This is a genomic window from Salinihabitans flavidus (genome assembly GCF_900110425.1).
Classification (GTDB): domain Bacteria; phylum Pseudomonadota; class Alphaproteobacteria; order Rhodobacterales; family Rhodobacteraceae; genus Salinihabitans; species Salinihabitans flavidus.
In genome coordinates this window covers 64,947-90,172 of record NZ_FODS01000014.1, presented here as the reverse complement: position 1 = coordinate 90,172, position 25,226 = coordinate 64,947, and the positions used below count along the sequence as shown (strand labels likewise).

Below are 25,226 nucleotides of genomic sequence, written 5' to 3'. Positions count from 1 at the left end.
AGCTATACCGGCAAGCCCACCACGAAACGCGCGCCCAGCGGCTCGGAGGTCACATCGGCATCGGTGGGGCGGATGTTCTCGGCCCAGATAACGCCGCCATGCGCCTCCACGATCTGCTTGGAAATCGCCAGCCCCAGCCCGGAATTGTTGCCGAACTGATCCTGCGGGCGCTGCGAATAGAAGCGATTGAAAATCTTGCCCAACGCCTCTTCGGGGATGCCGGTTCCGGTATCCTCGACCACCACCAGAACACGGTTCGACCGACGGCGCACCCAGACGCGAATGGCATCGCCCTGCTCGCAGAAGCTGATGGCATTGGTGATCAGGTTGACGAAAACCTGCGCCAGCCGCGCCTCCAGCCCGTGAATGATGATCGGCTCACGCGGCAGATCGGTGACGAAATCAATGCCCTTGCCCTTGGCATCCTCGCCCAGATACTGACCAAGGTTGCCGACCATTTCCAGCAGGTTGAACGGCTCCTGCTCTTCCTTGACCAACTCGCTGTCAAGGCGTGAGGCGTTGGAAATATCGCTCACCAGCCGGTCGAGCCGGCGGACATCGTGGTCGATCACGTCGAGCAGTTGCTCCCTCTGATCCTCACGCCGGGCCACGCGCATCGTCCCCACCGCAGAACGCAGACTCGCCAACGGATTCTTGATCTCATGCGCGACATCGGCGGCGAATTGTTCATTGCTGTCGATCCGATCGTACAGCGCGGCGACCATGCCCCGCAACGCGCCGGACAATCGCCCGATCTCATCGGGGCGGGCGGTCAGATCGGGGATCCGCACCCGGCTGGCCTGCATGTGCCCGTCATTGCTGTCGCGCCCGATCTCCGCCGCGGCGGCAAGGTCGCTCAGCGGATTGGAAATCGTCGACGCCAGCACCATCGACAGCCCCACCGAGACCACCGTCGCAATCACGAACATCTGCAAGACCCGTTCGCGTTCCGACCGCACCATCTGATCCAGCTCGCCCTCCGGGCTACCCAGCACGATCACACCCACGGTGCGCCCGTTCTGTTCGAACGGGGTGGCCACGGTAAAGACCGGGCGTCCCTCGGGGCCACGCAGGGTGGTCAGCTGCTCCTCCCCGCTTTGCAGCGCGGCACGCGCGGCCTCCACCGCCTGCTCTTCCAGTGGCGCAATCCGCTGCGGAAAATCCGAACGGTCGCCGGCGACCTTGTCCCACACCCATGTCATCGCATCGGTGAGCGGCGTTCCCGGCGGGCGTTCCGCTAGGCTCTGGGCCGCGCCATCGTCACCACGCCCCTGACCCATCCCGGCAAGCGTTCCGCCGGTGTCATAGACAAAGACCCGCGTTCCCTCTCTCAGGGTCAGCCGGTCAAGCGTGGTCTGAACATTTATCCCGTCTCCGGTGACAAGGTTAACCGGCGCTCCCGCAGGCATCTGGACCTCGAACGCACCGGCCACGAGCCGCGCCTCTGTCATGAGGCCGCTCGCGCGCTGCACCGCGAGGCTGTCACGGGCGGAATTGAGATACAGGATTCCCGCAACCAGCAGGCAAAGCGCGATCAGGTTGAAGGTCACGATCTTCCGCGTCAGCGGCGATTTGGTGAGCGGCAACAGCCTGCGGCGCTCACGACGGCCGCGGATTTCCCTCTCGGTGGTGGCGTTGGGCGCGACCCAGTCATCGCCCAGCACCACGTCGCCGTTGCGGCCCTGGCTCATGTAACGCCCCCCGATGCCCTCAGCCAGTGCCATTATTCCGCATTGTACCTGTAGCCGATTCCATACAGCGTCTCGATCGCCGAAAACTCGGAATCCGCGGTGCGCATCTTCTTGCGAAGCCGCTTGATATGGCTGTCGATGGTCCTGTCGTCCACATAGATGTCGTCATCATAGGCCACATCCATGAGCTGATCGCGGCTCTTGACGAAACCGGGCCGCTGCGCGAGCGCCTGCAACAGCAGGAACTCGGTCACGGTGAGGGTCACATTCTTGCCCTTCCACGTCACCGAATGGCGCAGCGGGTCCATCACCAGATCACCGCGATCCATGATCTTTGTATCCTCGGTCTCGGGCATGGCGATCCCGGCCACCGCATCCTGCCGCCGCAGCAATGAGCGGATACGCTCCACCAGAAGACGCTGCGAAAACGGTTTCTTCACGTAATCATCCGCGCCCATCCGAAGGCCCAGCACCTCGTCGATCTCATCATCCTTGGACGTGAGAAAGATGACCGGCATCTTCGTTTTCTGCCGCAGCCGCTGCAACAGATCCATCCCGTCCATGCGGGGCATCTTGATGTCCAGCACGGCCATATCGGGAAGTTTCTTGTTGAAAGCGTCCAGCGCCTGCTGGCCGTCATTATAGGTCTCGACTTCGAAACCCTCCGCCTCGAGAGTCATGGAGACGGATGTCAGGATGTTCCTGTCATCGTCCACCAAAGCGATCTTCGACATTGGTCGGTTCCTTGTTCTGCTCTGTTTGCCTGCTTTTTTCGGTCATTATGCGTCGTTTAACCTCCGGCAATCAATCCAAATCTGCGATTCGGGTCACATTCCGGCCCTATTTGTGCCCGAATTTGGTTAGCAGGGCCTGAATTTCCGGAAGTCGACGCCCCTTTGGCAGGGTGATTGCGCTAAACTTCGCGCTGGTAACGCTAACTGTGCGGAACCGTCCTGTTCTTTCGCAAAACCGTCATGCTAAGAGCAGGCCATCGGCCCGCGCCGGGCGCGCCGATGGGGCCCGGGCCGTTCCCGCCCGCCCCGGGAAAGGACCGCCGCATCCGCGCGGCTACAGGAGTGTGACAATGGCATCAGGACGGGTGAACCCGAATTTCCGCCTCGAGGATCAGGGGATCGACGGGCTGGGAAATGTCTTTTACAATCTTATGGAGCCCGCGCTGATCGAAGCGGCGCTGAAGAATGGCGAAGGCACGCTTGGCAAGGGCGGCGCCTTCCTCGTCACCACCGGCAAGTTCACCGGCCGTTCGCCCAGGGACAAGCATGTCGTCACGACCGACAGCGTGGCCGACAGCATCTGGTGGGAGAACAACGCCGCGATGAGCCCCGAGGGTTTCGATGCGCTCCATGCCGACATGATCGAGCACATGAAGGGCCGCGACTACTATGTGCAGGATCTCGTCGGCGGCGCCGACCCCACCCACGCGATCAATGTGCGCATGATCACCGAACTGGCCTGGCACAACCTCTTTATCCGTCACCTGCTGCGCCGCCCCGATCGCGAAGACCTCGATGAGTTCATCGCCGACTTCACGATCATCAACTGCCCCAGCTTTCAGGCCGACCCGGCGAAACACGACTGCAAGTCCGAAACCGTCATCGCACTCAATTTCGACCGCAAGACAATCCTGATCGGCGGCACCGAATACGCCGGCGAGAACAAGAAATCCGTGTTCACGCTGCTCAACTACCTGCTGCCCGAGAAAGGCGTCATGCCGATGCACTGCTCGGCCAACCACGCGGTGGACAATCCTGTGGACACCGCCGTGTTTTTCGGGCTGTCGGGCACCGGCAAGACCACGCTGTCGGCCGATCCCGAGCGCGTGCTCATCGGCGACGACGAACATGGCTGGTCCGAGCGCGGCACCTTCAACTTCGAAGGCGGGTGCTATGCCAAGACCATCAACCTCGACCCCGAGGCGGAGCCGGAGATCTACGCCACGACGACCAAGTTCGGCACCGTGATCGAGAACATGATCTTCGATCCCGAAACCTTCGAGCTTGATTTCGAGGATGACAGCCTGACCGCGAACATGCGTTGCGCCTATCCGCTGGAGTATATCTCCAACGCGTCCTCCACCGCGCTCGGCGGGCATCCCAAGAATATCATCATGCTGACCTGCGACGCCTTCGGCGTGCTGCCGCCCATTGCCCGACTGACCCCGGCGCAGGCGATGTATCACTTCCTGTCGGGCTTCACCTCCAAGGTGGCGGGCACCGAACGCGGCGTGACCGAGCCGGAGCCGACCTTCTCCACCTGTTTCGGCGCGCCCTTCATGCCGCGCCGCCCCGAGGTTTATGGCAACCTGCTACGCGAGAAGATCGCCAAGCATGGAGCGACCTGCTGGCTGGTGAACACCGGCTGGACCGGCGGCGCCTATGGCACCGGATCGCGGATGCCGATCAAGGCCACGCGCGCCCTGCTCACCGCCGCGCTGGACGGATCGCTCGCAGAGGCGGACTTCCGCAAGGATCAGAATTTCGGCTTCGACGTGCCGGTGGCCGCGCCCGGTGTCGCCGAGGTGCTGCTTGATCCGCGCCGCACATGGGACGACCCCGATGCCTATGACGCGCAGGCCGCGAAACTGGTGGAGATGTTCTCGAAGAATTTCGAACAGTATCTGCCCCATATCGACGCCGACGTGAAGGCCGCCGCGATCGGGTGACCGGCCCACGGGGCGCGTTTTCAAACGGGGCGCCTTGCGGCGCAACTCATTGTGGTGATGGGGGGCGCCGCCCCCCCAAAACCCCCCGAGGTATTTGACCCGAGAAGATAGGGCATAAGACCTGCCTTTTTCTCTGTTCCTGAAATACTCGATCATGCAACGCCCGCCGCGTTGACAACCGCTCGAACGGGCGCGGGGCGGTATCTGGCACCGACGCGATACCGACGTTTTACCGACGTTATACCGAAACAGGACTTTCAGCGTTTTCAGCGCGTTAACCCTGATTCGCAAAAAAGGGCGCACCCCGCCGCGCACGCCCCCTCTAAAATCCGGCCGTTGGTGAATTATTCTGCGGCGTTCAACTCGCCTTTTTCGATCTGCTCGCGCTCGATCGATTCGAATAGCGCCTTGAAGTTGCCTTCACCGAAACCGTCATCGCCCTTGCGCTGGATGAACTCGAAGAAGATCGGTCCGATCACGGTCTTGGAGAAGATCTGAAGCAGGATCCGCGTTTCACCGCCATCGACCACACCTTCGCCGTCGATCAGGATTCCGTGTTTCTTCATCCGGTCCACAGGCTCTTCATGTCCCTGCACACGGTCGAAGGACATCTCGTAGTAGGTCTCCGGCGGGGCGGGCATGAACTTCAGGCCACGCTCTGCGATCGTGTCGGTCGACTCGTAGATATCTTCGGTCCCGACCGCGATATGCTGAATGCCTTCGCCATTGTATTTCTCAAGATAGGCAACGATTTGCCCCTTCTCGCCGCGATCTTCGTTGATCGGGATGCGGATCTTGCCGCAGGGCGATGTCAGCGCGCGTGACAACAGACCGCTGACCTTTCCCTCGATGTCGAAGAAGCGGATTTCGCGGAAGTTGAACAGCTTGCCGTAGAACTGGAACCACTTGTCCATATTGCCCTTGAACACATTGTGGGTCAGGTGATCGAGGTAGTAGAAGCCTACTCCCTTGGGCTTGGATTGCCGGATCCAGTCGAATTCCTCGTTGTAGGGCGACGTGTCGTAATACTGATCGGTGAAGTAGATCAGCGACCCGCCAATACCCTTGATGGCGAGCCAGTCGACGGTCTTGTCGGTCCCCTCATAGGGTTCGGCCCCATTTGCCACGGCATGGTCAAAGGCCTTTTGCGCATCGGCCACACGCCAGCCCATCGAAGGCGCGCAGGGGCCATGCTCTTCGACGAAGCGGCTGGCAAAGCTGCCCGGCTCGTGGTTGATCACATAGGTGATGTCGCCCTGCTGCCACAACTCGACCTTCCGGGATTTGTGGTTGGCCACATGCTCATAGCCCATGCGGGTGAACAGCTCTCTTAGCTGGTCTGGCTCGGGGTGGGCAAACTCGACGAACTCGAAGCCGTCTGTGCCGGCGGGGTTCTCTGCGGTGATTTCGGCGCGCGGGGCGTCATGCGGGAAAGGTCCCATTCTGGCGTCTCCTCCTGATCTGGTTGGGGTCTGTGTTCGCTTGTCGCCACTCTAACGAAAATCGGGCACGAAGTTTCCGCGAAATGTCGTATCGAATTTACAAATTTCGCGGAGTATTTATGCTAGGCTCGGAAATGATGCGGAGATTGCGCAGATGCTCGATTCCATGGACTTGAAGCTTCTCTCCGCCCTGCAGACGGACGCGCATTTGACCGCGCAGGAGCTTGGCGAGATCCTCAACCTGTCGCCAAGCCAGGCCGGGCGCCGCCGCCAACGGCTTGAGGCCGAGGGCTATATCGAGGGCTATTCCGCCCGGCTCAATCCCGGCCGGCTCGGGCTCAGCGTGCAGGCGTTCGTTCAGGTTTCGCTTCACACGCACGGAACCGAACAATCGCACAGTCTCGCGGCACTGGTGAACAGCAGGCCCGAGATTACCTCCGCGTGGACACTGACAGGAGATGCGGATTACATGCTGCGTGTCTATTGCCGGGATCTCGGGGCTCTCAACACGCTGATTCACGAGGTGCTTCTGGCCCATCCGGCTGTCAGCCGGGTGCAAAGCCAGATCGTGATGGACCAGCTCAAGCGAGACGCGCCCCTGCCAACCTGACGCCCGGCCAAAGGATATTTGACTTCATGGAAGGTTTTCTGTTTCAGGCTTCGATCTACCTTGCCGCCGCGGTGATCGCCGTGCCCATTGCCGCGCGCCTCGGTCTCGGGTCGGTCCTGGGCTATCTCATCGCGGGCGTGATGATCGGGCCGGTGCTCGGGCTGGTCGGATCGGAGACGGAGGATCTGCGGCATTTCGCCGAATTCGGGGTGGTCCTGATGCTCTTTCTCATCGGGCTGGAGCTGGAGCCGCGCACGCTCTGGGCGATGCGGCATAAACTTGTGGGGCTCGGGGGCTTGCAGATCGGGCTGACCGGGGCAGCGGTCGTGGCGGGGGCGCTGGCGCTAGGCTATCCCGTGTCGGTGGCCATCGCTGTGGCGATGATCCTTGCCCTCTCCTCCACGGCAATCGTGGTTCAGACCCTATCGGAAAAACACCTCATGCAGACCGGCGGCGGCCGCTCGGCCTTTGCTGTGCTTCTGACACAGGACGTGGCCGTTATCCCGATGCTTGCGATCCTGCCGCTTCTGGCGCTGCCACCTGCGGCGCTGATCGCGCCCGACGGCTCGCTACAGCGCGGATCGGATCAGGCCGCGCATGGCGACGGGCACGCGGCGGGCCTGTCGCTGGTGGAGGGGCTGCCTGGCTGGGGCGTCACGCTGGTCACACTGGCGGTGGTGGCGGCGGTGGTGCTGGCGGGCGTCTATCTGATCCGGCCAGTGTTCCGCTTCATCAACGGTGCCCACCTTCGTGAGATCCACACCGCCTTCGCGCTTCTGATCGTGATCGGAATCGCCTTTCTGATGACTTTGGTGGGGCTGTCGCCCGCGCTTGGCACATTTCTTGCAGGCGTTGTGCTCGCCAACAGTGAATTCAAGCACGAGCTGGAAAGCAATATCGAGCCGTTCAAGGGACTCCTGCTTGGCCTGTTCTTCATCACGGTGGGCGCCGGAATCAATTTCGGCACCTTTCTGGGCGCACCCTGGATCATCCTCTCCCTGACCATGGCGGTCATCGCGATCAAGGCGGCGGTCCTGTTTGTGCTGGCGAGACTCTTCCGGCTGCGCGGACGGGATCAATGGCTTTTTACGCTCAGCCTTGCGCAGGCCGGGGAATTCGGGTTCGTCCTGATCTCATTCGCGCTTCAGCAGAATGTGCTACCGCCCGCACTTGGCGAACGGCTGCTTCTGGTGGTGGCCTTTTCGATGCTGATCACGCCGCTTCTGTTCATCCTGCACGATGTGCTTGCCAAACGGCTTACCCCGTCCGTCACGACGCGCGATGCCGACACGATCGACGACGAAGGCCCGGTGATCATCGCCGGGATCGGGCGTTTCGGACAGATCGTCAACCGGCTGGTGCGCGGCGCGGGGTTCAATACCGTGGTTCTGGACAACAACATGGATACCATCGACCTGATGCGCCAGTTCGGGGTCAAGGGATTCTTTGGCGATCCCACGCGCCCGGAGATGCTTCAGGCTGCCGGGATCGACGAGGCAAGGGTGATCGTTGTCACGCTCGATGATCCCGAGGCAACCCTGCGCCTTGTCGCACATGCACGCAGGATGCGGCCCGATATCCACATCGTCGCCCGCGCCCGCGACCGCACCCATGTGTTCAGGCTCTACAAGGCGGGCGCCAATGACATCGTGCGCGAGCTTTTCGACAGCTCGCTACGCGCCGGGCGCTATGTGCTCGAAAACATGGGCTTCAACGAATACGAAGCCGCGCAGGCCACCAACACCTTTTACAATCACGACAGGTATTCGGTGCGCGAACTGGCGCAGCTTTGGGACCCGGAGGTTCCGACAGCCAAGAACACCGCCTATGTCGAGCGTGCCCGCGAGCTTGAGAAAGAGCTTGAGACCGCGCTTCTGTCGAAGCTCGAAGGTGACGATGCCGCCTGAGCGCGGGCAATTCCCGTAGCGTCACCCGCCGGCGACACCCGCCTCCTCGAAGGTGGACATGCCAGAGTGACAGGCGACCGCCGCGCGCAGCAGATGTATCGCCACCGCCGCGCCGGAGCCCTCGCCCAGCCGCATCCCGAGTGCCAGTAGCGGCGCCTTGTCCAGGTTTCGCAGCAGGGTCTCATGCCCGGCTTCGGCACTGACATGGCCCGCCACCGCATGATCGAGCGCACCATTGCAGGCCGCCTCCAGTGCCGCCGCCGCCGCCGAACAGATGAACCCGTCAAGGATGACCGGGATACGCAGAACACGGGCGCGCGCGATTGCGCCGGCCATCGCCGCAAGCTCCCGCCCGCCGAGACAGCACAGTAGATCGAGCCCGTCACCGGCAGCCCCGTGCCGCGCGACACCCTCGCGCACCACCCGCGTCTTGTTGGCCAGCCCGGCCGCGTCCACGCCGGTGCCGCGTCCGACCCAATCCTCTGCCGCACCACCGAAAAGCGCGTGCGCAAGGGCCGAAGCAGAGGTGGTATTGCCAATACCCATCTCGCCCACGATGACAAGATCCGCCCCAGGGTCCACCGCATCCCAGCCGGTGCGCAGGGCATCGGCAAAGCCCGCCTCATCCATCGCCGGGGCCTGCGTGAAATCGGCAGTGGGCGTATCGAGCGACAGTGCATACACATCCATTTTCGCACCCGCCAGAGTCGACAACTGGTTGATGGCGGCGCCGCCCGCCTCGAAATTGGCGACCATCTGCACCGTGACCTCTGCCGGAAAGGCGGAGACGCCTTGCGCCGTCACTCCGTGGTTGCCGGCAAAAACGATCACCTGCGGCGCGGCAATCCGTGGACGGTCGGTTCCGCGCCAGCCCGCATACCAGATCGCCAGATCCTCCAACCGGCCAAGCGCGCCGGGAGGCTTGGTCAACTGCCTGTTGCGTGCCTGCGCGCCCTCGGTCGCGTCGGGGTCCGGCCCCGGCGCCGCTGCCAGTGCTTCGCGGAACGCGGCAAGCGTTGTGAACCTGTCGGACATGACCATCTCCCGTTGTGTTTTGCCTGTCGGGGCTGTTTACCTGATCACGCCCTCCCGGCAAGACAGGAATGAGACACCCGCATGTTCAGCGACGACACCTCCGCCGCAGTCCGCCCCGGTGACATCCTCACCGCGCTCGCGCTTCTGACCCGGCTTCCGGTGCGCGCCGACTTTTCGCGCGGGGCGCGGGCGGGATGGGCCTATCCTCTCGCGGGGGCGGTTCTGGCAGGACTCGCGGCACTGCCGACCGGCGCGGCCCTGGCGCTTGGGCTTCCGTCCGAGTTGGCGGCACTGCTCTTCATCGCAACGGTTGTCATCCTAAGCGGCGCAATGCACGAAGACGGGCTTTCGGACGCGGCGGACGGGCTCTGGGGCGGATGGGATCGCGCCCGGCGGCTGGAGATCATGAAGGACAGCCGGATTGGCGCCTATGGCGTGATCGCGCTCTGCCTCGCGCTTGCGGCGCGCTGGATGGCTGTCGGAGCCGTTCTTGCGGGTGACGATTGGCTTGGCCCCCTCATCGCGGTGGCCATGCTTTCGCGTGCGGCGATGCCGGCGCTGATGGCTGCCCTGCCACATGCGCGCGACAGCGGGCTGTCCCACGCGCAGGGCCGCGCAGACCGGGGCACCGCACTGATTGCCGCCGCGCTGGCAGGCCTCGCCGCGCTGATGCTTGCCGGAGGCACGGGCGTGTCTCTCATCATTGCAACCTTGCTGATCACCGCTGCCTGCGGCTCCATTGCTCGGGTCAAGATCGGCGGGCAGACCGGAGATATTCTCGGCGCCACTCAGCAGATTGCGGAGATCGCCCTTCTGCTGATCCTCGCCGCACAATGACCCCCCACGCCGGACAGATCGCAGCGCATGAAAAAGGCCGCGTCCTTTCGGACACGGCCTTTCAATCGCATGTTCCGGCAGATCAGGCCGCGCGGGCCATCAGAACGTCATCCACCTGTTTGGCGGCCGACACCTCGTCACCGCCGGCCACGGCGGCCACTTCGCGGGTCAGACGCTCCAGCGCCGCTTCGTAAAGCTGACGCTCGGAATAGCTCTGCTCGCGCTGATCGTCGGTGCGATGCAGATCACGCACCACCTCGGCGATGGCGATCAGATCGCCGGAGTTGATCTTCTGTTCGTATTCCTGCGCCCGCCGCGACCACATGGCGCGCTTGACCTTGGCCTTGCCTTTCAGCGTTTTCATCGCCTGGCTGATCACGTCCGGCGAGCTGAGAGACCGCATTCCGACCTCGGTGGCCTTGTTGGTCGGCACGCGCAGTGTCATCTTGTCCTTCTCGAATGAGATCACGAAAAGCTCCATAGCGATTCCGGCGATCTCCTGATCCTCGATCGAGATGATCTGCCCTACCCCGTGCGCGGGGTAGACAACATAATCATTCGGGCGAAACTCGTTCTTCTTACTCTTGCTCATACAGTCCTTCCTACGGCAGAGCCCCTGTCTTGCCGACAAAGAAACCCGGGCGGAAAACGTCGTTCCCCGCGTCGGGAGGCTTCAGGCGCAAAACCATCCTCGCCGCGGCGCTGGCGGAATGGCTATCAGGTGGTCCAATTCACATGTGGACATAATGTAACATAAAAATGACCCTAGCGGAAGCGCCCTGCATCCGTGGTCCGGGTTTCCCCTAAACAACAGACCCGTAGGGCGATTTTTCGCCACAGCGGCAAGGGTCATACGTCTGCGTCGGGCCGAATCGCCTCAGTCAGCCGCCTTCGCCCGGCTCCTCGGAGAAGTATTTCTCCATCTTGCCAGACTCGCCGTCCCGCTCTTCCGCCCCCGGAAGCGGGTCTTTCTTCGTGATAATCACCGGCCAGACTTCCGAGTACTTCCGGTTGAACTCCACCCATTTTTCCATGTCCGGCTCTGTATCGGGACGGATCGCATCCGCCGGGCATTCGGGCTCGCATACGCCGCAGTCGATGCACTCATCGGGATGAATCACGAGGCAATTCTCACCCTCATAAAAGCAATCCACCGGACAGACTTCAACGCAGTCCGTATATTTGCAGGCGATGCAGTTTTCGGTGACGACATAGGTCATGGCGATGTCTTTCCGGTGATGTTCTCTCGTGTAGCTAAATCAGGGCAAGTCATTCTTCAAGCGCCCTGCGCTTCATAAGATCGAGATTGCGACGTTCACGCTTGGTCGGGCGTCCATTTCCCGACTCGCGGCGCGGGCGCGGAACGCTGTCATCGGGATCGCTCAGGTCGGTGTAAAGGGTTTGCGCCTCCGCCGCCGGGCCGCGCCGCGTGCCAAGCTCGCAGACCTGCACCACCCGCACCACCTTCGCCTGCGGAAATGTCAACACATCCCCCGGCACGATCCCATGCGCGGGCTTGGAGGCGCGCGCGCCGTTGATCCGCAGATGCCCGCCGCTGATCACCTTCGCGGCAAGACTGCGCGTCTTGAAGAAGCGGGCCTGCCAGAGCCATTTGTCCACACGCAGTTTCACCGGGGTCCCGGAACGCTCCGGACCATCCACGGGTTCAGTCCTTCTCCTTCAACCCCATGAGCGCGGCGGCAAAGGGGTTGTCGGGGTCGATGGGCTTTTCCTTTTTCGGTGGACGCGCCTCGAACTGGCGCGCGCCCTGCTGCTCGCGCCGGGGCTTGTCCTTGCCGCCCTTGCCGCGCGGCTTGTCCTGTTGGCCCTTGGCGCCCGCGCCTTGAGGCTTGCGCCCCTTGCCGCGTGCTGGACCATCGTTCTGACGCCGCCCGCGCGGCGCCCATGTGAAGGTATAGAACACCTCGGTTTCGGCTTCTTTCGCAGCCGCCTCCTCTGCGGAGGCTTCCTCGCCATCGGCCTCTTGCGCGCCTGCGGCGGTCTCTTCGCCCGCAAGATCGGTCGTCCCCTGCGGCGGTTCAGGCACCTCGACCGGCGGCTCCGGCTCGGCCGGCGTCTCGGCGGGCTGCTCCACCGGGTTTTCCTGCGACGTCTCTGTCGGGGTCTCGCTCGGGGCGTCGCCCGGCACTTCGTGCGGCTGCTCTTCGGGCCTGGGTTCCTGTGCCGCCTTCACCTTCGGACGCTCGCCCTTCTCGGCCTTGTAGCCAAGGCCCTGCATCAGGTCCGCGAACTGCTCCAGCGTCATGCCGGTGATCGAGAGCATGTCCGGCTTCGCCTCGAACCCGCCCCGGCTGTCCTCGGCGCGCAGCATATCGGCCAACCGCTCCAGCATATCAATACGGATCGCGCGGGCACCGGCGGCGCGATACCCCGCCATGGTGTAATACCCCTTGGGCGCCCCCTCGGCCGCCGGCACGGTGACAAGGCCCGGCGGCGGCGCTTCGGGAAACTCGTCAAGTCCCTGAGACAGCGACCACAGCACGAGCCGAAGCCGCGTTGGCGCGGGCTTGAGCAGCAGCGGCATGAACACCGTGAACTGACCAAAGCGGATACCGTGCTTGCGCAGGCTGCCACGCATCTGCTGATCGAGGGCCTTGACCTCATCCGCGACCTCTGCGCGCGGGATCACACCCAGAGCCTCGACCATGCGGAAGGCAAATCCGCGCGCCAGCCCGGTCAGCGCCTCGTCCTTCTGCAAGGCAATCAACGGCTCGAACAGCGCGGCAATCTTGCGGTCGATGAAATGCTGCAACCGGCGCTGCACCTTCTGCAACACCTCCGGTCCGGCCTCTTCATCGACGAACACCTCGACCTGCGGACGCATCGGGTCGGCCCCGGCGACCAGCTTGCCGACCGCACTCTCGCCCCACATCAGGCCGCCTTGTTCGGTAAAATCAATCTCGGTATCGGGCGCGTTGTAGAACCTGTCGGCGCGCAGATGAAATTGCGGCGCCAGCGCCTGAACAGAGGCCGCCTTGAGCGTCTTGGCCTCGGCCCCCTCCGCTCCCTTGTCCGCCCGGAACCGGAACCCTTCAAGCCGACCGACGAATTCGCCTTCGACGATCACTTCACCCTTGTCATTCACCTCGGCCAAAAGGGCCTCCTTCTGCTTGAGCCGCCGCATGAGCACCGATGTGCGCCGGTCCACAAATTTTTCCGTCAGCCGCGCATGGAGCGCATCCGACAAGCGATCTTCTACCGCGCGAGTCTCGTCGCGCCAATGATTTTCGTCAACAACCCAGCCCGAACGCTGCGCGACATATGTCCATGTGCGGATAAACGCCAGTCGTTTCGACAGCGCGTCGATATCGCCATCCACCCGGTCAATGCGCTTCACCTGCCGGGCAAGCCAGTCACTGGGCACCTGTCCGCGCTCATGCAGATACCCGAAGATGCCTTCCAGAAGGCCGGTGTGTTCGGCATGGCTGATGCCGCGGAAATCGGGAATACGGCAGACATCCCACAAAAGCCGCACAGAGGGCGCGTCACTGGCGCGCGCGCGCACCTCCGCCCCCTGCGCCAAGGTTTTCAGCGCGCCAAGGTCATCGGCCTCCCGCGCGCGCATCAGCATCGGGATGTCAGGCCCCTCCTCCAGCGATCCGATCAACGCGTCGATACTGCCGAAGCGCAGCCCGGCATTGCGCCAGTTGAGCCGCTGAATCGGTGTAAAGCGGTGATCCATGATCGCCCGCGCCACTTCGTCGTCAAGCTGTGGCGCCTCGCCCGTCACACCGAAACTGCCATCGCGCATCCCGCGTCCCGCGCGGCCCGCGATCTGTGCAAGCTCATTGGGCGCAAGCGGCCGCATCCGCCGTCCGTCGAATTTCGTCGTCGAGGAGAAGGCCACATGGTCGATATCGAGATTGAGACCCATCCCGATGGCATCGGTCGCAACAAGATAGTCCACATCGCCGTTCTGATAGAGCGCAACCTGTGCGTTGCGGGTGCGCGGCGACAGCGCGCCCATCACCACAGCAGCGCCCCCTTTCTGGCGCCGGATCAGTTCCGCCATGGCATAGACGTTTTCGATCGAAAACCCGACGATGGCGCTGCGCGGCGGCATCCGCGAAATTTTGCGGCTGCCGGAATAACTGAGCGTGGACATGCGTTCGCGCTGAATGAACTGCGCCTCGGGCACAAGCGCGCGGATCGTGGGTCGCATCGTGTCGGAGCCGAGAAACAGTGTCTCATGCAACCCGCGAGAGCGCAAAAGCCTGTCGGTAAACACATGGCCCCGTTCGGGATCGGCGCAAAGCTGGATCTCGTCCACGGCAACAAAATCCGCACCCATGCCCTCGGGCATCGCCTCCACGGTGCAGACCCAATACTGGGTACGCGGCGGCACGATCCGCTCTTCCCCGGTGACAAGCGCCACCACGGACGGCCCGCGCGCCTTCACGATCCGGTCATAAACCTCCCGCGCCAGCAGCCGCAACGGAAGTCCGATCACCCCGGTGCGATAGCTCAGCATCCGTTCGATGGCATAATGGGTCTTGCCCGTGTTCGTCGGCCCGAGGACCGCCGCAATCCGCCCTTGTCCGGTCATGGCCTCGCCTCTGGTCTGATGATGTCAGAGCGACCGCCCCGAGAGACCGGGCGCGAGTCGTTTCATCGCCTCGTCTAGGTCGGGATGATGGGGATGTATAGCCTCGACCTCTTGCAACGCCTGATGCGCAGCCTCGCGCTCATCAAGCGCCTCCATGATGGAAGCCAGTCCCATGATCGCCTGAAAATGCGCCGGCTCCAGCGCCAGCGCCTGCTCAAGATCCCCGATTGCGGGGCCGAACAACTCTGCATGGGCATAGGCGCGGGCGCGCTCCACCCAGCCTTGGGCAAAGTCCGGCGCATGGTCGGTCAGCGCGGTGAAATGTTCGATTGCGGCATGCACCTCCTGCCGCTCCATCGCGTCGCGTCCGCGTTTGAGAAGCAAGTCAGCCGCGGCAGACCCCGACTTGGACCATGCATGGCGAATCTCCCGCTCCAGCCGCACCGCCTCCTCTGGTCCGGCTTCGCGCAACTGCGCCAGAAGATCGTCCCCGGACGCCTCTTGCGCCCCCGCAGCGCCCAAAAAAGCGATTGCGGCGAAAGCTGCCGCGACGATAGGTTTGAGATAGGATTTCATGACGCCCATAACAGAATCGAATGTAACCTGTGCCGACCGCTTTACCAACTCGGCACCATCAATTCGAAGAGGATATTCACTGATGAGTGATGTTGTGACCGCAGCCGTGGACGCGCTGAGCAAAAAGCTGGGCGATGAGAGCTTCGACGGCTCCGCCAAATTCGTGATCGAAGGTGAGGGTTCCATCGTGATCGACGCCGACGGCGTGCGCGCGAGCGACGACGACACCGACGTGACCCTGACCGCCGATACAGAGACCTTTCAATCCATCCTCGAAGGAGAGACCAACCCCACAGCAGCCTTCATGACCGGCAAGCTTTCGGTCGACGGCGACATGGGACAGGCGATGAAGCTGGGCGCGCTCCTGGGCTGACCGGATGGAGTGCGCGCCCTTCTACCACGATGTCGCACGCGGCCCCGCCGATGGCGCCGCCCATTGGGTGACGGCCTCCGACGGGGTGCGTCTGCGCATTGCGCACTGGCCGCTTGAAGGCGCGCGCGGCACGGTGCTGCTCTTTCCCGGGCGCACCGAGTATGTCGAGAAATATGCTTTGGCCGCCGAAGACCTTCGCTCCCGCGGCTACGCGATGATCGGCATCGACTGGCGCGGTCAGGGGCTGGCCGGTCGGCTTCTGACCGATCGCAGCACCGGCCATGTGCAACGCTTTGCCGACTATCAGCATGATGTTGCCGGCGCGATTGCCCATGCCCGCGCGCTTGACCTTCCCGAGCCCTTTCACCTGATCGCGCACAGCATGGGCGGCGCCATCGGCCTGCGCGCGGTGATGGCGGGGCTGCCCGTCAACAGCGCCGTGTTCACCGGCCCGATGTGGGGTATTCTTCTGTCGTCAGTGATGCGCCCCGCCGCATGGGCGATGAGCTGGGCCGGGCGCAAGGTCGGCGTCGGCCATGTCCTCGCCCCCGGCACGAAGCCGGTCACCTATGTCCTCGATCAGGCGTTCGAGGGCAACAACCTGACCACCGATGCCGACATGTATCACTACATGCGCGCGCAGGTGGGCGACTATCCGGACCTTGCCGTCGGCGGGCCGAGCCTTCACTGGGTGCATGAGGCGCTTCGCGAAACTCGTGCGCTCCGGCGCATGGCCTCGCCCGATCTGCCCTGCCTGACGTTCCTGGGCGGCGACGAACAGATCGTGGACAGAGAGGCGATCCGCGACCGGATGGGCCGCTGGCACGGCGGGGAGCTGACCCTGATCGACGGCGCCCAGCACGAGGTGATGATGGAGCCGCCCGCGACACGCGTGCGCATCTTCGATGCCGCTGTGGCCCTTTTCGACGCCAACCGCAGCAGCATCAGGTCGCGTCAAACCGCCTGAAGCACGCCCGCGCCCCTTGCACCTTGGGGCCTGCTCTGCCTATCTCCTGCGCAGACACGCAAACGAACATGAGGTTTTTCCGATGCAGCTTCCCTTTCCCGTCCGCGACGCCAACGCAAGCCACGGCAGCGAAGGACTGGGCAATCTGCCCGAATGGGATCTCACCGATCTCTACACCTCGCCCGACGCGCCGGAGCTGCAACGCGATCTGGACTGGCTGCAAAAGGAATGCGCCGCCTTCGCCGCGGACTACGAGGGCAGGCTTGCCGATCTCGACGCCGACGCGCTGCTGACCTGCGTGCAGCGCAACGAACGCATCTCCACCGTGGCGGGACGGGTGATGTCCTTCGCCGGGCTGCGGTATTACCAGTTCACCACGGACGCCGAGCGCACGCAGTTCCTGTCCAACTGTCAGGAAAAACTGACCGACTACACCACGCCGCTTGTGTTCTTCACGCTCGAACTCAACCGCATCGCCGATGACCGGATGGCCGCGCTCTTCGAGGCGAACCCCGATCTGGCCCGCTACAAGCCCGTCTTTGACCGCATTCGCGCGATGAAGCCCTATCAACTCTCTGACGAGCTGGAAAAATTCCTGCACGATCTGGGTGTCGTGGGCGACGCGTGGGAACGGCTTTTCGATGAAACCATCGCCGGGCTGACATTCCAAATCGACGGCGAGGATCTCAATATCGAATCCACGCTCAACCTGCTGACCGACCACGACCGTGACAAGCGCGAGGCCGCCGCGCGCGAACTGGCGCGCGTCTTTGCCGACAACATCCGCACCTTCGCCCGTGTCCACAACACCCAGACCAAGGAGAAGGAGGTCGTGGACCGCTGGCGCAAGATGCCGAGCGCCCAGACCTCCCGCCACCTCGCCAACGATGTCGAACCCGAAGTGGTCGAGGCGCTGCGCAACGCCGTGGTCTCCGCCTACCCGCGCCTGTCGCACCGCTATTACGAGCTGAAGCGCCAGTGGCTCGGGCTGGACCGGATGCAGGTCTGGGACCGCAACGCGCCGCTGCCGATGGACGATCCGCGCACCATCGGCTGGGACGAGGCGCGCGAGATGGTGATGTCCGCCTATGCCGGGTTCGACCCGCGCATGGCCGAGATTGCAGAGCCGTTCTTTGACAGGGGCTGGATCGACGCGGGCGTGAAACCCGGCAAGGCGCCCGGCGCCTTCGCCCATCCCACCGTGACCGAGGTGCATCCCTATGTGATGCTCAACTATCTGGGCAAGCCGCGCGACGTGATGACCCTCGCGCATGAGCTTGGCCACGGCGTGCATCAGGTGCTGGCCGCCGGACAGGGGGAAATGCTCTCCTCCACCCCCCTCACCCTTGCCGAGACCGCAAGCGTGTTCGGAGAAATGCTCACCTTCCGCAAGATGCTCGACGCCGCCGACACCCGCGAGCAACGCAAGGTGCTTCTCGCCGGCAAGGTCGAGGACATGATCAACACCGTCGTCCGCCAGATCGCCTTCTACGACTTCGAATGCAAGCTGCACGAGGCCCGGCGCGGCGGTGAACTCACCCCCGATGACATCAACGCCCTGTGGATGAGCGTTCAGGCCGAATCCCTCGGCCCCGCGTTCGATTTCATGGACGGGTATGAGGCGTTCTGGGCCTATATCCCGCATTTCGTCCACTCACCCTTCTACGTCTATGCCTATGCCTTCGGCGACGGGCTGGTAAACGCCCTTTACGCCGCCTACCGCGAAAGCCCCGAAGGCTTCGAAGACAAGTATTTCGACATGCTGAAGGCGGGCGGCTCCAAGCATCACAAGGAGCTGCTGGCCCCCTTCGGTCTCGACGCATCGGACCCGGCGTTCTGGGACAAGGGGCTGAGCATGATCGAAGGCTTCATCGATGAGCTGGAGGCGATGGAGGAATGATCCTTCGCCCGGCCACCGCCCTCTGCCTTGCTTGCGCCCTGCTCGCGGCGGGGGCGGGCGCGGACGATGGCGATCCGCTCGTGGGCACATGGGACTGCCGTCATGAAAGCGCCGAGGACCGCGTGACCGAGCGGATGGAGTTTACCGCAAGCGGGCGCTTCACCGGGACGGTGGAAACCGTCCAGACGACCGAGGACCGCCCCTTCGCCATCGCCTTCACCCATGCCGGGGACTGGTTTCGCAACGGGCGCGAGCTACGCCTGACCCGGCGCAATGTCACCGTCACCTCGCTGCGCCGCGCGGGGCAGGAGGTGATCGGAACCGAGGCCGGAAACGACACCGCGCGCCGCATCGGCCGCGTCTTCCTGCGCGAGCGTCCGCGCCCGAAGATCACCGAGATGACACCGGACACGCTCGTGCTGACCGAAGGCGGGACCAGCACCCGCTGCACCCGCCACGCGCCACAATAACCGCCGGCTTACGCTGCGCCAACCCGCGCCGCCGCCCCTGCCAGAACCTTCAGCCCGACCACAAGATCCGCCTCGTCGGTGTCTTCCGCAAAATCATGGCTTATCCCGCCTATGGAGGGGACAAAGACCATCGCCACCGGCAGATGCGCCGCCACGTTGGTCGCATCGTGAAGCGCGCCCGACGGCATCTCCCGCCAGCGCCCCGGCGCCGCCTCTTCCGCCGCGTCGCGGAGCGCGGCGCGCAGCCCTGCGTCCATCGCAACCGGCTCCAGCCCCAGCATCGGGCCGGTGGACAGGGTCAGCCCCCGCTCCTCGGCCACGGCCTCTGCGGTCTCACGGATGATTGCCTCCATGCGGCGCAGGCGTTCCGCATCGCCGTCGCGCCACTGCATCGAGAATGTCACCTTCCCCGGCACGATGGAACTGGCATTGGGATGCACCGCGACATGCCCGGTGGTCCAGACGGTCGCGGGCGTGACAACATTGCGAAAGGCCGCGTTGATCCGCGCGGTGAAATCGGCCAGCCCCTGGAACGCGTCCTTGCGCAGGTGCATCGGTGTGGTGCCGGCATGGTTCTGCGCGCCCTCGAAGGTGATCCTCATATCGCGGATGCCGACGATATCGGTCACGACCCCGATCGCCTCGCCCGCCTTTTCAAGCCACGGGCCCTGCTCGATATGCATCTCGATATAGCCGGTGAACCGCGCGGGATCGACGAAATCGCCCGCCAGATGCGCCATCCGCGCACGCGCCTGCGCAAAAGTCACGCCATCGCGGTCGGTCAGCGTGTCGGCCTTCTCAAGCGGCAGCGCACCGGACCAGACCGTGCTGCCCGTGGTCACGCCGAACCGCCCTTCCTCGTCCTGGAACGACACGACCGACACCGCCGGCCCCCCGGCCTCCTGCGCGGCCCGCGCGATCTCCAGCGCCGCGATCACGCCAAGCGCCCCGTCAAGCCATCCGCCCTCGGGCTGGCTGTCGGTATGCGATCCCAGAAGAAGCGACGGCCCCTCCGCCAGTCCCCAGACCGACCCCACCGGATCGACAACGACCTCGAGCCCGATCTGGCGCAGCTGCGCCATGAGCCATTCGCGCGCCGCAATGTCGGGAGCGGTATAGGCCGGACGCGCCACCCCCTTGCCGACACCGGCGGCGCCGAACTCCCGCAGGCGATGCAGATCCGCAAGAAAGCGGTCGGGGTTGGTGTTCATTGGCCGGTCTCCTCCCTTGTCCGGAACTGAAACATCCCGGTCCGTTTTCTTCGGGAGAAACGGTTACTCCGCGGCCACCGTGTCTTCAACCTTTTCCACCCGCACCGCGGCGAACTTGAACTCGGGGATCTTCCCGTAAGGGTCGAGCGCCGGGTTTGTGAGCACATTGGCCGCCGCCTCCACATAGGCGAAGGGCACGAACACCATGTCCTCGGCAATGGCGCGATCCGCGCGCGCCATGATACGGATCGACCCCCGCCGCGTGGTCAGCGCGACCGGCTCTCCCGGCGCCACCCCCAACCGCCGAAGCGTCTTGGGATGAAGCGAGCAACTCGCCTCCGGCTCCACCGCATCGAGCACCTTTGACCGCCGCGTCATCGACCCGGTGTGCCAATGCTCAAGCTGCCGCCCGGTTGTCAGGATCATCGGATAGTCCGCATCCGGTGTCTCATCGGGCGGAATGATGGAGGCGGGGGTGAATCTTGCCTTGCCCCCTTCGCGCGGGAACCCGTCGCCAAAGACCACGGCCTGCCCCGGATCGTCCGGGCTCAGCGACGGATAGGTGACGGATTCACGCTCCAGCCGCTCCCATGTGATGTTGTCGAGCGATGCCATCGTCTTCTTCATCTCGGCAAAGACCTCGCTCACGTCGCCATACTCCCAGTTCAGCCCGATGCGCCGTGCCAGATCCACGGTGATCTGCCAATCCTCCCGCGCCTGTCCGGGCGGGGGAACGGCGGGGCGCACCCGCTGCACCTGCCGGTTGGTGTTGCTCACCGTGCCGTTCTTTTCATAAAGCGCAGAGGCCGGCAGGATGATATCGGCGTAATTCGCGGTCTCGGTCAGGAATATATCCTGCACGATCAGCAGATCGAGCTTGGCCAGCGCATCACGCGCGTGTTCCACGTCCGGGTCGGACATGGCCGGGTTCTCGCCAAGGATATACATCCCCCGGATCATCCCGTCATGCACCGCGTCCATGATCTCCGTGACGGTCAACCCCTTCTCGCCGCTGAAATCCTCGCTGTTCCAGATCTCGGTGAAGACCCGGCGCACCGCGTCATCCGCCACCGGCTGGTAATCGGGCAGGAACATCGGCACCAGCCCGGCGTCGGACGCGCCCTGAACGTTGTTCTGTCCCCGAAGCGGATGCAGCCCCGCGCCCAACTTGCCGACGTTGCCCGTCATCAGCGCCAGAGAGATGAGACAGCGCGAATTGTCGGTGCCGTGGATATGCTGCGACACCCCCATGCCCCAGAAGATCATCCCCGCCTTCGCCCCCGCGAACATCCGCGCCACGCGGCGGATCTGCTCGGCCTCGATACCGCAGAGCGGGGCCATCTTCTCGGGCGTGAAGTCGCGCAGATGCTCTTTCTCGGCGTCCCAGTTCTCGGTCCAGCGGTGGATATACTGGCTGTCGTAGAGCTCTTCCTCCACGATCACGTGCATGATCGCGTTGAGCATGGAGACATCGGTGCCCGGCCGGAACTGAAGCATCTCCTCGGCATAGCGCCGCATCCCCACGCCGCGCGGGTCCATCACGATGAGCTTGCCGCCGCGCTTGGTGAACTGCTTGAAGTAGGTGGCCGCGACCGGGTGATTCTCGATCGGGTTGGCCCCGATCACGATCGCCACATCGGCGTTCTCGATCTCGTTGAACGTGGCCGTCACCGCACCGGAGCCGACATTCTCCATCAGCGCCGACACCGACGATGCATGACAAAGCCGGGTACAGTGGTCGACATTGTTGTGGCCAAAGCCCTGCCGGATCAGCTTCTGGAACAGATAGGCTTCCTCGTTGGTGCATTTGGCCGATCCGAACCCCGCCACCCGGCGCGGATCGTCCGCGCGCAGCGCCATCAACCCCTTGGCCGCGAGCGTCATGGCCTCATCCCATGTCGCCTCGCGGAAATGGCCCGACAACTCATCGGGATCGACGTTGAGACCCTTCTCCGGCGCATCCTCGCGGCGGATGAGCGGTTTGGTCAAGCGATGCGGATGGTGGATATAGTCGAATCCGAACCGCCCCTTGACGCAGAGCCGCCCCTCGTTGGCAGGGCCGTTGATCCCCTCGACATATCTGATCTTTCCGTCCTTGACCTTGAGGCTGACCTTGCAGCCTACGCCGCAGAACGGACAGACGCTTTCCGTCTCACTGTCGAAATCGGCGCTGTCGCCCAGCTGCGCGTCATCCATCACCGTGGCGGGCATCAGCGCCCCGGTCGGACACGCCTGCACGCATTCGCCGCAGGCCACGCAGGTCGAGTCGCCCATCGGATCGTCGATGTCGAACACCGGATAGGCATTGTGCCCCCGGCCCGCCATGCCGATCACGTCGTTGACCTGCACCTCGCGGCAGGCCCGCACGCACAGGCCGCACTGGATGCAGGCATCCAGATTCACCCGCATCGCCACATGGCTGTCATCCAGAAGCGGCACATGCCCCTCTTCCAGCTTGGGAAAGCGGCTTTCGCTGACGCCCTGCATTTCGGCCATGTCCCAGAAATGCGCCGAGGCGTCATGCGCGACATCCTGCGGCGGCTGATCAGCAGCCAGCATCTCCATCACCATACGGCGCGCGCCCTGCGCGCGGGCCGTGTCGGTGGAGACCACCATGCCCTCTGCCGGCTCGCGGATGCAGGAGGCCGCCAGCGTCCGCTCGCCCTCGATCTCCACCATGCAGGCGCGGCAGTTGCCATCGGGGCGATACCCGGGCGCGGGCTTGTGGCACAGATGCGGGATGATCAGCCCCCGGCCATGGGCCACCTCCCAGATCGTCTCTCCGGGCTGGGCCGTGGCTGTCTCGCCGTCGAGGGTAAAACGGATGGATCCTGACATGTCGCGCCTCCTGCTTCGCGGGCAGTGTAACGCGAATGACGGCGGGTTCGAGGCCCCCAATCCGACAGGCAAGCGCATTTTTGCGCCAAAGACGCGCCAAAAGACGACAGCGTGCCGCGCATCGGAACGGGACATGGGCGGCGGCGCTTTTCAATGCGCGACCAATGCCCTAGATACTCCCTGACGCAGCAGGCAGAGGCGCGAAATGCCCCATATCACCCTTGTCCGCCACGGACAGGCCAACACCGCCGCCCGGGACGAGATTTCCTATGACCGGCTCTCGGATCTGGGCCATCAGCAGGCCCGCTGGCTCGGAGAGCACATGACCGCCTCCGGCGATCGTTTTGCCCGAATCTACTGCGGCAGCCTGCAACGCCACCGCGAAACCGCCGAATCGATGGGCCTTGCGGCGGACGCAGAGGTTGTCGTGGACCCGCGTTTCAACGAATTTCCCTATTTCGCCCTTGCCCAGCTTCTTGAGGCGCAGCAAGGCCTGCCCGTTCCCGGCGTCCGCGAGAATTTCGTCACGCATCTGCCGCGCCTGCTCACGGCTTGGCAGCACGATGAGATCGCGGAAGCCCCTGAATCGCATGGCGATTTCACCGACCGCATCACCGACGCGATGGCCGACATCGCGGCGGGCGAAGGTCGCGCGGTCGTGGTGACCTCGGGCGGCGTGATCGGCGGGGTCATGCGCCAGACACTGGGGCTGACGACGGAAGGCTGGGCGCAGGTCTGTCTTGCCATCATGAACACCTCGGTCCATCGCTGGCAGCTTCTCGAAGGGCGGCCCATGCTGGCGCAGTTCAACGCCATCCCGCACCTTGAAACGCCAAAACGCCAGTTCGCGCAAACACACCTCTGACGGCGCGGCCGGTCAGCGGATCATGGAACGATCCGGGCGGCCACATGCGCTTTCAGGCGGCCTCGTCGGTGAAATCGCGATGGATGAACTTGCAATCGCAATAGGGGCATTCGACAAACCCCACCTCGTGCGGAATCTGAAGCCAGACCCTCGGATGGCCAAGCCCCGCCTCACCGCCGTCGCAGGCGATGCGATAGCTGTCCACGATCCGGGTTTCGGGCGCCTCGATGGTCATGCGCAATCGGTCCTTCTGGTTGTCGTTTCCCGCAGGTTTGGGTAGGGGGAATATGAGCGATCCACGCTCCGGGGGCAAGAGCAGCCATGTCACAGAACGCCATAGAAATCAGGGATCTGCGCAAGACCTACACCGGCGGCCGCAAGTCCCCGGCGAAAGAGGCGCTTTGCGGCGTCAGCCTCGACGTGCCCTCCGGCTCCGTCTTCGGGCTTCTTGGTCCGAACGGCGCGGGCAAATCCACCCTGATCAATATCATGGCTGGTCTCGTGACCAAGACCTCCGGCTCCGTGCGCATCTGGGGCTTCGACCAGGACACCAATCCGCGCCAGTCCCGCGCCGCCATCGGCGTGATGCCGCAGGAGCTCAACCTCGATCCGTTCTTCACCCCGCGTGGGGCGCTCGAAGTGCAGGCCGGGCTTTACGGTGTGCCCAGATCCCAGAGGCGCAGCGACGAGATCCTTGAAATGACCGGCCTCACCGACAAGGCCGAGGCTTACGCCCGCACCCTTTCGGGCGGGATGCGTCGGCGGCTCCTGCTCGGCAAGGCGCTGGTGCATCAGCCGCAGGTGCTCGTCCTCGATGAACCCACCGCCGGCGTGGACATCGAGTTGCGCCAGATGCTGTGGAACAACGTGCGCCGGCTCAACCGTGAACGTGGCATGACGATCATTCTGACCACGCATTACCTCGAAGAAGCCGAAGAGATGTGCGACGAGATTGCCATCATCAACCACGGTCGGCTTGTCGCACAGGACAGCACGGAAAACCTTCTGGGAAAGCTCGACGCCAGAACGATGGTGATCCAACCCGCCGCCCCGCCCGAACGCCTGCCCGAAGCCGAGGGACTCGAAGTGACCCACCGCGAGGACGGCGCGCTCGTGCTGGGGTATCACGCCAACGCCATGCCCGCCGAGGCGGTGCTTCAGGCTGTGCGCGATGCCGGAATCTCCATCCGCGACGTGAAAACCGAACAGGCCGACCTTCAGGATGTGTTCCTCGCGCTGACATCCGGGCGCTGA

At 63.9% G+C, this 25,226-nt stretch carries 22 protein-coding genes; 10 read left to right on the top strand and 12 right to left on the bottom strand.

Going from position 1 to position 25,226, the window contains the following annotated elements; all coding sequences use genetic code 11:
• Positions 1–2: 2 nt before the first annotated feature.
• Entirely contained in the window at positions 3–1,724 is a 1,722-nt protein-coding gene (locus BMW66_RS12210; RefSeq protein ID WP_093118884.1) for a sensor histidine kinase, read from the bottom strand.
• Positions 1,724–2,425: a response regulator transcription factor gene (locus BMW66_RS12205; RefSeq protein WP_093118882.1), complete on the bottom strand. Its 702-nt coding sequence runs from the start codon at positions 2,423–2,425 to the stop codon at positions 1,724–1,726. The genes BMW66_RS12210 and BMW66_RS12205 overlap by 1 nt, the downstream gene beginning before the upstream one ends.
• A 350-nt stretch (positions 2,426–2,775) precedes the next feature.
• Between BMW66_RS12205 and BMW66_RS12200 the strand changes: the two genes are divergently transcribed.
• Positions 2,776–4,374, top strand: a complete 1,599-nt coding sequence (locus BMW66_RS12200; protein ID WP_093118880.1) for a phosphoenolpyruvate carboxykinase — start codon at positions 2,776–2,778, stop codon at positions 4,372–4,374.
• Positions 4,375–4,718: 344 nt separating this feature from the next.
• On the opposite strand, the gene hppD is transcribed toward BMW66_RS12200, so the two are convergent.
• Positions 4,719–5,816: a 4-hydroxyphenylpyruvate dioxygenase gene (gene hppD, locus BMW66_RS12195; protein WP_093118878.1), complete on the bottom strand. Its 1,098-nt coding sequence runs from the start codon at positions 5,814–5,816 to the stop codon at positions 4,719–4,721.
• 154 nt (positions 5,817–5,970) lie between these two features.
• Here hppD and BMW66_RS12190 point away from each other — a divergent pair, with 154 nt between their 5' ends.
• On the top strand, positions 5,971–6,426 hold the full coding sequence (locus BMW66_RS12190) for an Lrp/AsnC family transcriptional regulator (protein ID WP_093118876.1): 456 nt from the start codon (positions 5,971–5,973) through the stop codon (positions 6,424–6,426).
• A gap of 26 nt (positions 6,427–6,452) precedes the next feature.
• The gene (locus BMW66_RS12185; protein ID WP_093118874.1) at positions 6,453–8,333 is read left to right on the top strand and encodes a cation:proton antiporter domain-containing protein; all 1,881 of its coding nucleotides are present in this window, start codon (positions 6,453–6,455) and stop codon (positions 8,331–8,333) included.
• Between the two features lie 21 nt (positions 8,334–8,354).
• Here BMW66_RS12185 and cobT read toward each other — a convergent pair whose 3' ends face one another.
• Positions 8,355–9,368: a nicotinate-nucleotide--dimethylbenzimidazole phosphoribosyltransferase gene (gene cobT / locus BMW66_RS12180; protein WP_093118919.1), complete on the bottom strand. Its 1,014-nt coding sequence runs from the start codon at positions 9,366–9,368 to the stop codon at positions 8,355–8,357.
• A gap of 81 nt (positions 9,369–9,449) precedes the next feature.
• Here cobT and BMW66_RS12175 point away from each other — a divergent pair, with 81 nt between their 5' ends.
• Complete coding sequence (locus BMW66_RS12175; RefSeq protein ID WP_093118872.1) at positions 9,450–10,205, top strand: adenosylcobinamide-GDP ribazoletransferase; 756 nt, start codon at positions 9,450–9,452, stop codon at positions 10,203–10,205.
• Between the two features lie 82 nt (positions 10,206–10,287).
• Here BMW66_RS12175 and BMW66_RS12170 read toward each other — a convergent pair whose 3' ends face one another.
• From BMW66_RS12170 to BMW66_RS12150, 5 genes are all read right to left on the bottom strand, one after another.
• A complete protein-coding gene (locus BMW66_RS12170; RefSeq protein ID WP_093118870.1) occupies positions 10,288–10,797 on the bottom strand; it encodes a CarD family transcriptional regulator in 510 nt (169 codons plus the stop codon).
• Positions 10,798–11,086: 289 nt separating this feature from the next.
• Positions 11,087–11,425: a ferredoxin FdxA gene (gene fdxA / locus BMW66_RS12165; protein WP_093118868.1), complete on the bottom strand. Its 339-nt coding sequence runs from the start codon at positions 11,423–11,425 to the stop codon at positions 11,087–11,089.
• 49 nt (positions 11,426–11,474) lie between these two features.
• The gene (locus BMW66_RS12160; protein ID WP_245729467.1) at positions 11,475–11,867 is read right to left on the bottom strand and encodes an RNA-binding S4 domain-containing protein; all 393 of its coding nucleotides are present in this window, start codon (positions 11,865–11,867) and stop codon (positions 11,475–11,477) included.
• 4 nt (positions 11,868–11,871) lie between these two features.
• A complete protein-coding gene (locus BMW66_RS12155; protein ID WP_093118866.1) occupies positions 11,872–14,772 on the bottom strand; it encodes a helicase-related protein in 2,901 nt (966 codons plus the stop codon).
• A gap of 24 nt (positions 14,773–14,796) precedes the next feature.
• Positions 14,797–15,348, bottom strand: a complete 552-nt coding sequence (locus BMW66_RS12150; protein ID WP_245729466.1) for a tetratricopeptide repeat protein — start codon at positions 15,346–15,348, stop codon at positions 14,797–14,799.
• 82 nt (positions 15,349–15,430) lie between these two features.
• Between BMW66_RS12150 and BMW66_RS12145 the strand changes: the two genes are divergently transcribed.
• The 4 genes from BMW66_RS12145 (at position 15,431) to BMW66_RS12130 (ending at position 19,058) form a co-directional block, all read left to right on the top strand.
• On the top strand, positions 15,431–15,721 hold the full coding sequence (locus tag BMW66_RS12145) for an SCP2 sterol-binding domain-containing protein (protein ID WP_093118862.1): 291 nt from the start codon (positions 15,431–15,433) through the stop codon (positions 15,719–15,721).
• 4 nt (positions 15,722–15,725) lie between these two features.
• Positions 15,726–16,688 (top strand): alpha/beta fold hydrolase, encoded by a 963-nt coding sequence (locus BMW66_RS12140; protein WP_093118860.1) that lies wholly within the window; start codon positions 15,726–15,728, stop codon positions 16,686–16,688.
• Between the two features lie 82 nt (positions 16,689–16,770).
• Positions 16,771–18,588, top strand: a complete 1,818-nt coding sequence (locus BMW66_RS12135) for a M3 family oligoendopeptidase (RefSeq protein ID WP_093118858.1) — start codon at positions 16,771–16,773, stop codon at positions 18,586–18,588.
• Positions 18,585–19,058, top strand: a complete 474-nt coding sequence (locus BMW66_RS12130) for a hypothetical protein (protein ID WP_093118856.1) — start codon at positions 18,585–18,587, stop codon at positions 19,056–19,058. Before BMW66_RS12135 ends, BMW66_RS12130 begins: the two co-directional genes overlap by 4 nt.
• Positions 19,059–19,066: 8 nt before the next feature.
• Here the strand turns inward: BMW66_RS12130 and BMW66_RS12125 are convergent, their stop codons facing one another.
• Positions 19,067–20,269, bottom strand: a complete 1,203-nt coding sequence (locus BMW66_RS12125; protein ID WP_093118854.1) for a hydantoinase/carbamoylase family amidase — start codon at positions 20,267–20,269, stop codon at positions 19,067–19,069.
• Positions 20,270–20,332: 63 nt separating this feature from the next.
• Complete coding sequence (gene fdhF / locus BMW66_RS12120) at positions 20,333–23,107, bottom strand: formate dehydrogenase subunit alpha (protein WP_093118852.1); 2,775 nt, start codon at positions 23,105–23,107, stop codon at positions 20,333–20,335.
• Positions 23,108–23,312: 205 nt separating this feature from the next.
• Between fdhF and BMW66_RS12115 the strand changes: the two genes are divergently transcribed.
• On the top strand, positions 23,313–23,972 hold the full coding sequence (locus BMW66_RS12115) for a histidine phosphatase family protein (RefSeq protein WP_093118850.1): 660 nt from the start codon (positions 23,313–23,315) through the stop codon (positions 23,970–23,972).
• Positions 23,973–24,024: 52 nt separating this feature from the next.
• On the opposite strand, the gene BMW66_RS12110 is transcribed toward BMW66_RS12115, so the two are convergent.
• Complete coding sequence (locus BMW66_RS12110; RefSeq protein ID WP_093118848.1) at positions 24,025–24,207, bottom strand: zinc-finger domain-containing protein; 183 nt, start codon at positions 24,205–24,207, stop codon at positions 24,025–24,027.
• 86 nt (positions 24,208–24,293) lie between these two features.
• Between BMW66_RS12110 and BMW66_RS12105 the strand changes: the two genes are divergently transcribed.
• Positions 24,294–25,226 (top strand): ABC transporter ATP-binding protein, encoded by a 933-nt coding sequence (locus BMW66_RS12105; protein ID WP_093118846.1) that lies wholly within the window; start codon positions 24,294–24,296, stop codon positions 25,224–25,226.

Bases quoted from the DNA above. Each gene is read 5' to 3' on its own strand.
- BMW66_RS12110 (WP_093118848.1), bottom strand. From the start codon at position 24,207: ATGACCATCGAGGCGCCCGAAACCCGGATCGTGGACAGCTATCGCATC.
- BMW66_RS12140 (WP_093118860.1), top strand. From the start codon at position 15,726: ATGGAGTGCGCGCCCTTCTACCACGATGTCGCACGCGGCCCCGCCGAT.
- BMW66_RS12175 (WP_093118872.1), top strand. From the start codon at position 9,450: ATGTTCAGCGACGACACCTCCGCCGCAGTCCGCCCCGGTGACATCCTC.
- BMW66_RS12135 (WP_093118858.1), top strand. From the start codon at position 16,771: ATGCAGCTTCCCTTTCCCGTCCGCGACGCCAACGCAAGCCACGGCAGC.
- BMW66_RS12190 (WP_093118876.1), top strand. From the start codon at position 5,971: ATGCTCGATTCCATGGACTTGAAGCTTCTCTCCGCCCTGCAGACGGAC.
- BMW66_RS12170 (WP_093118870.1), bottom strand. From the start codon at position 10,797: ATGAGCAAGAGTAAGAAGAACGAGTTTCGCCCGAATGATTATGTTGTC.
- fdhF (WP_093118852.1), bottom strand. From the start codon at position 23,107: ATGTCAGGATCCATCCGTTTTACCCTCGACGGCGAGACAGCCACGGCC.
- BMW66_RS12125 (WP_093118854.1), bottom strand. From the start codon at position 20,269: ATGAACACCAACCCCGACCGCTTTCTTGCGGATCTGCATCGCCTGCGG.
- BMW66_RS12145 (WP_093118862.1), top strand. From the start codon at position 15,431: ATGAGTGATGTTGTGACCGCAGCCGTGGACGCGCTGAGCAAAAAGCTG.
- BMW66_RS12105 (WP_093118846.1), top strand. From the start codon at position 24,294: ATGTCACAGAACGCCATAGAAATCAGGGATCTGCGCAAGACCTACACC.
- fdxA (WP_093118868.1), bottom strand. From the start codon at position 11,425: ATGACCTATGTCGTCACCGAAAACTGCATCGCCTGCAAATATACGGAC.
- BMW66_RS12115 (WP_093118850.1), top strand. From the start codon at position 23,313: ATGCCCCATATCACCCTTGTCCGCCACGGACAGGCCAACACCGCCGCC.
- cobT (WP_093118919.1), bottom strand. From the start codon at position 9,368: ATGTCCGACAGGTTCACAACGCTTGCCGCGTTCCGCGAAGCACTGGCA.
- BMW66_RS12210 (WP_093118884.1), bottom strand. From the start codon at position 1,724: ATGGCACTGGCTGAGGGCATCGGGGGGCGTTACATGAGCCAGGGCCGC.
- BMW66_RS12130 (WP_093118856.1), top strand. From the start codon at position 18,585: ATGATCCTTCGCCCGGCCACCGCCCTCTGCCTTGCTTGCGCCCTGCTC.
- hppD (WP_093118878.1), bottom strand. From the start codon at position 5,816: ATGGGACCTTTCCCGCATGACGCCCCGCGCGCCGAAATCACCGCAGAG.
- BMW66_RS12205 (WP_093118882.1), bottom strand. From the start codon at position 2,425: ATGTCGAAGATCGCTTTGGTGGACGATGACAGGAACATCCTGACATCC.
- BMW66_RS12155 (WP_093118866.1), bottom strand. From the start codon at position 14,772: ATGACCGGACAAGGGCGGATTGCGGCGGTCCTCGGGCCGACGAACACG.
- BMW66_RS12200 (WP_093118880.1), top strand. From the start codon at position 2,776: ATGGCATCAGGACGGGTGAACCCGAATTTCCGCCTCGAGGATCAGGGG.
- BMW66_RS12185 (WP_093118874.1), top strand. From the start codon at position 6,453: ATGGAAGGTTTTCTGTTTCAGGCTTCGATCTACCTTGCCGCCGCGGTG.
- BMW66_RS12150 (WP_245729466.1), bottom strand. From the start codon at position 15,348: ATGAAATCCTATCTCAAACCTATCGTCGCGGCAGCTTTCGCCGCAATC.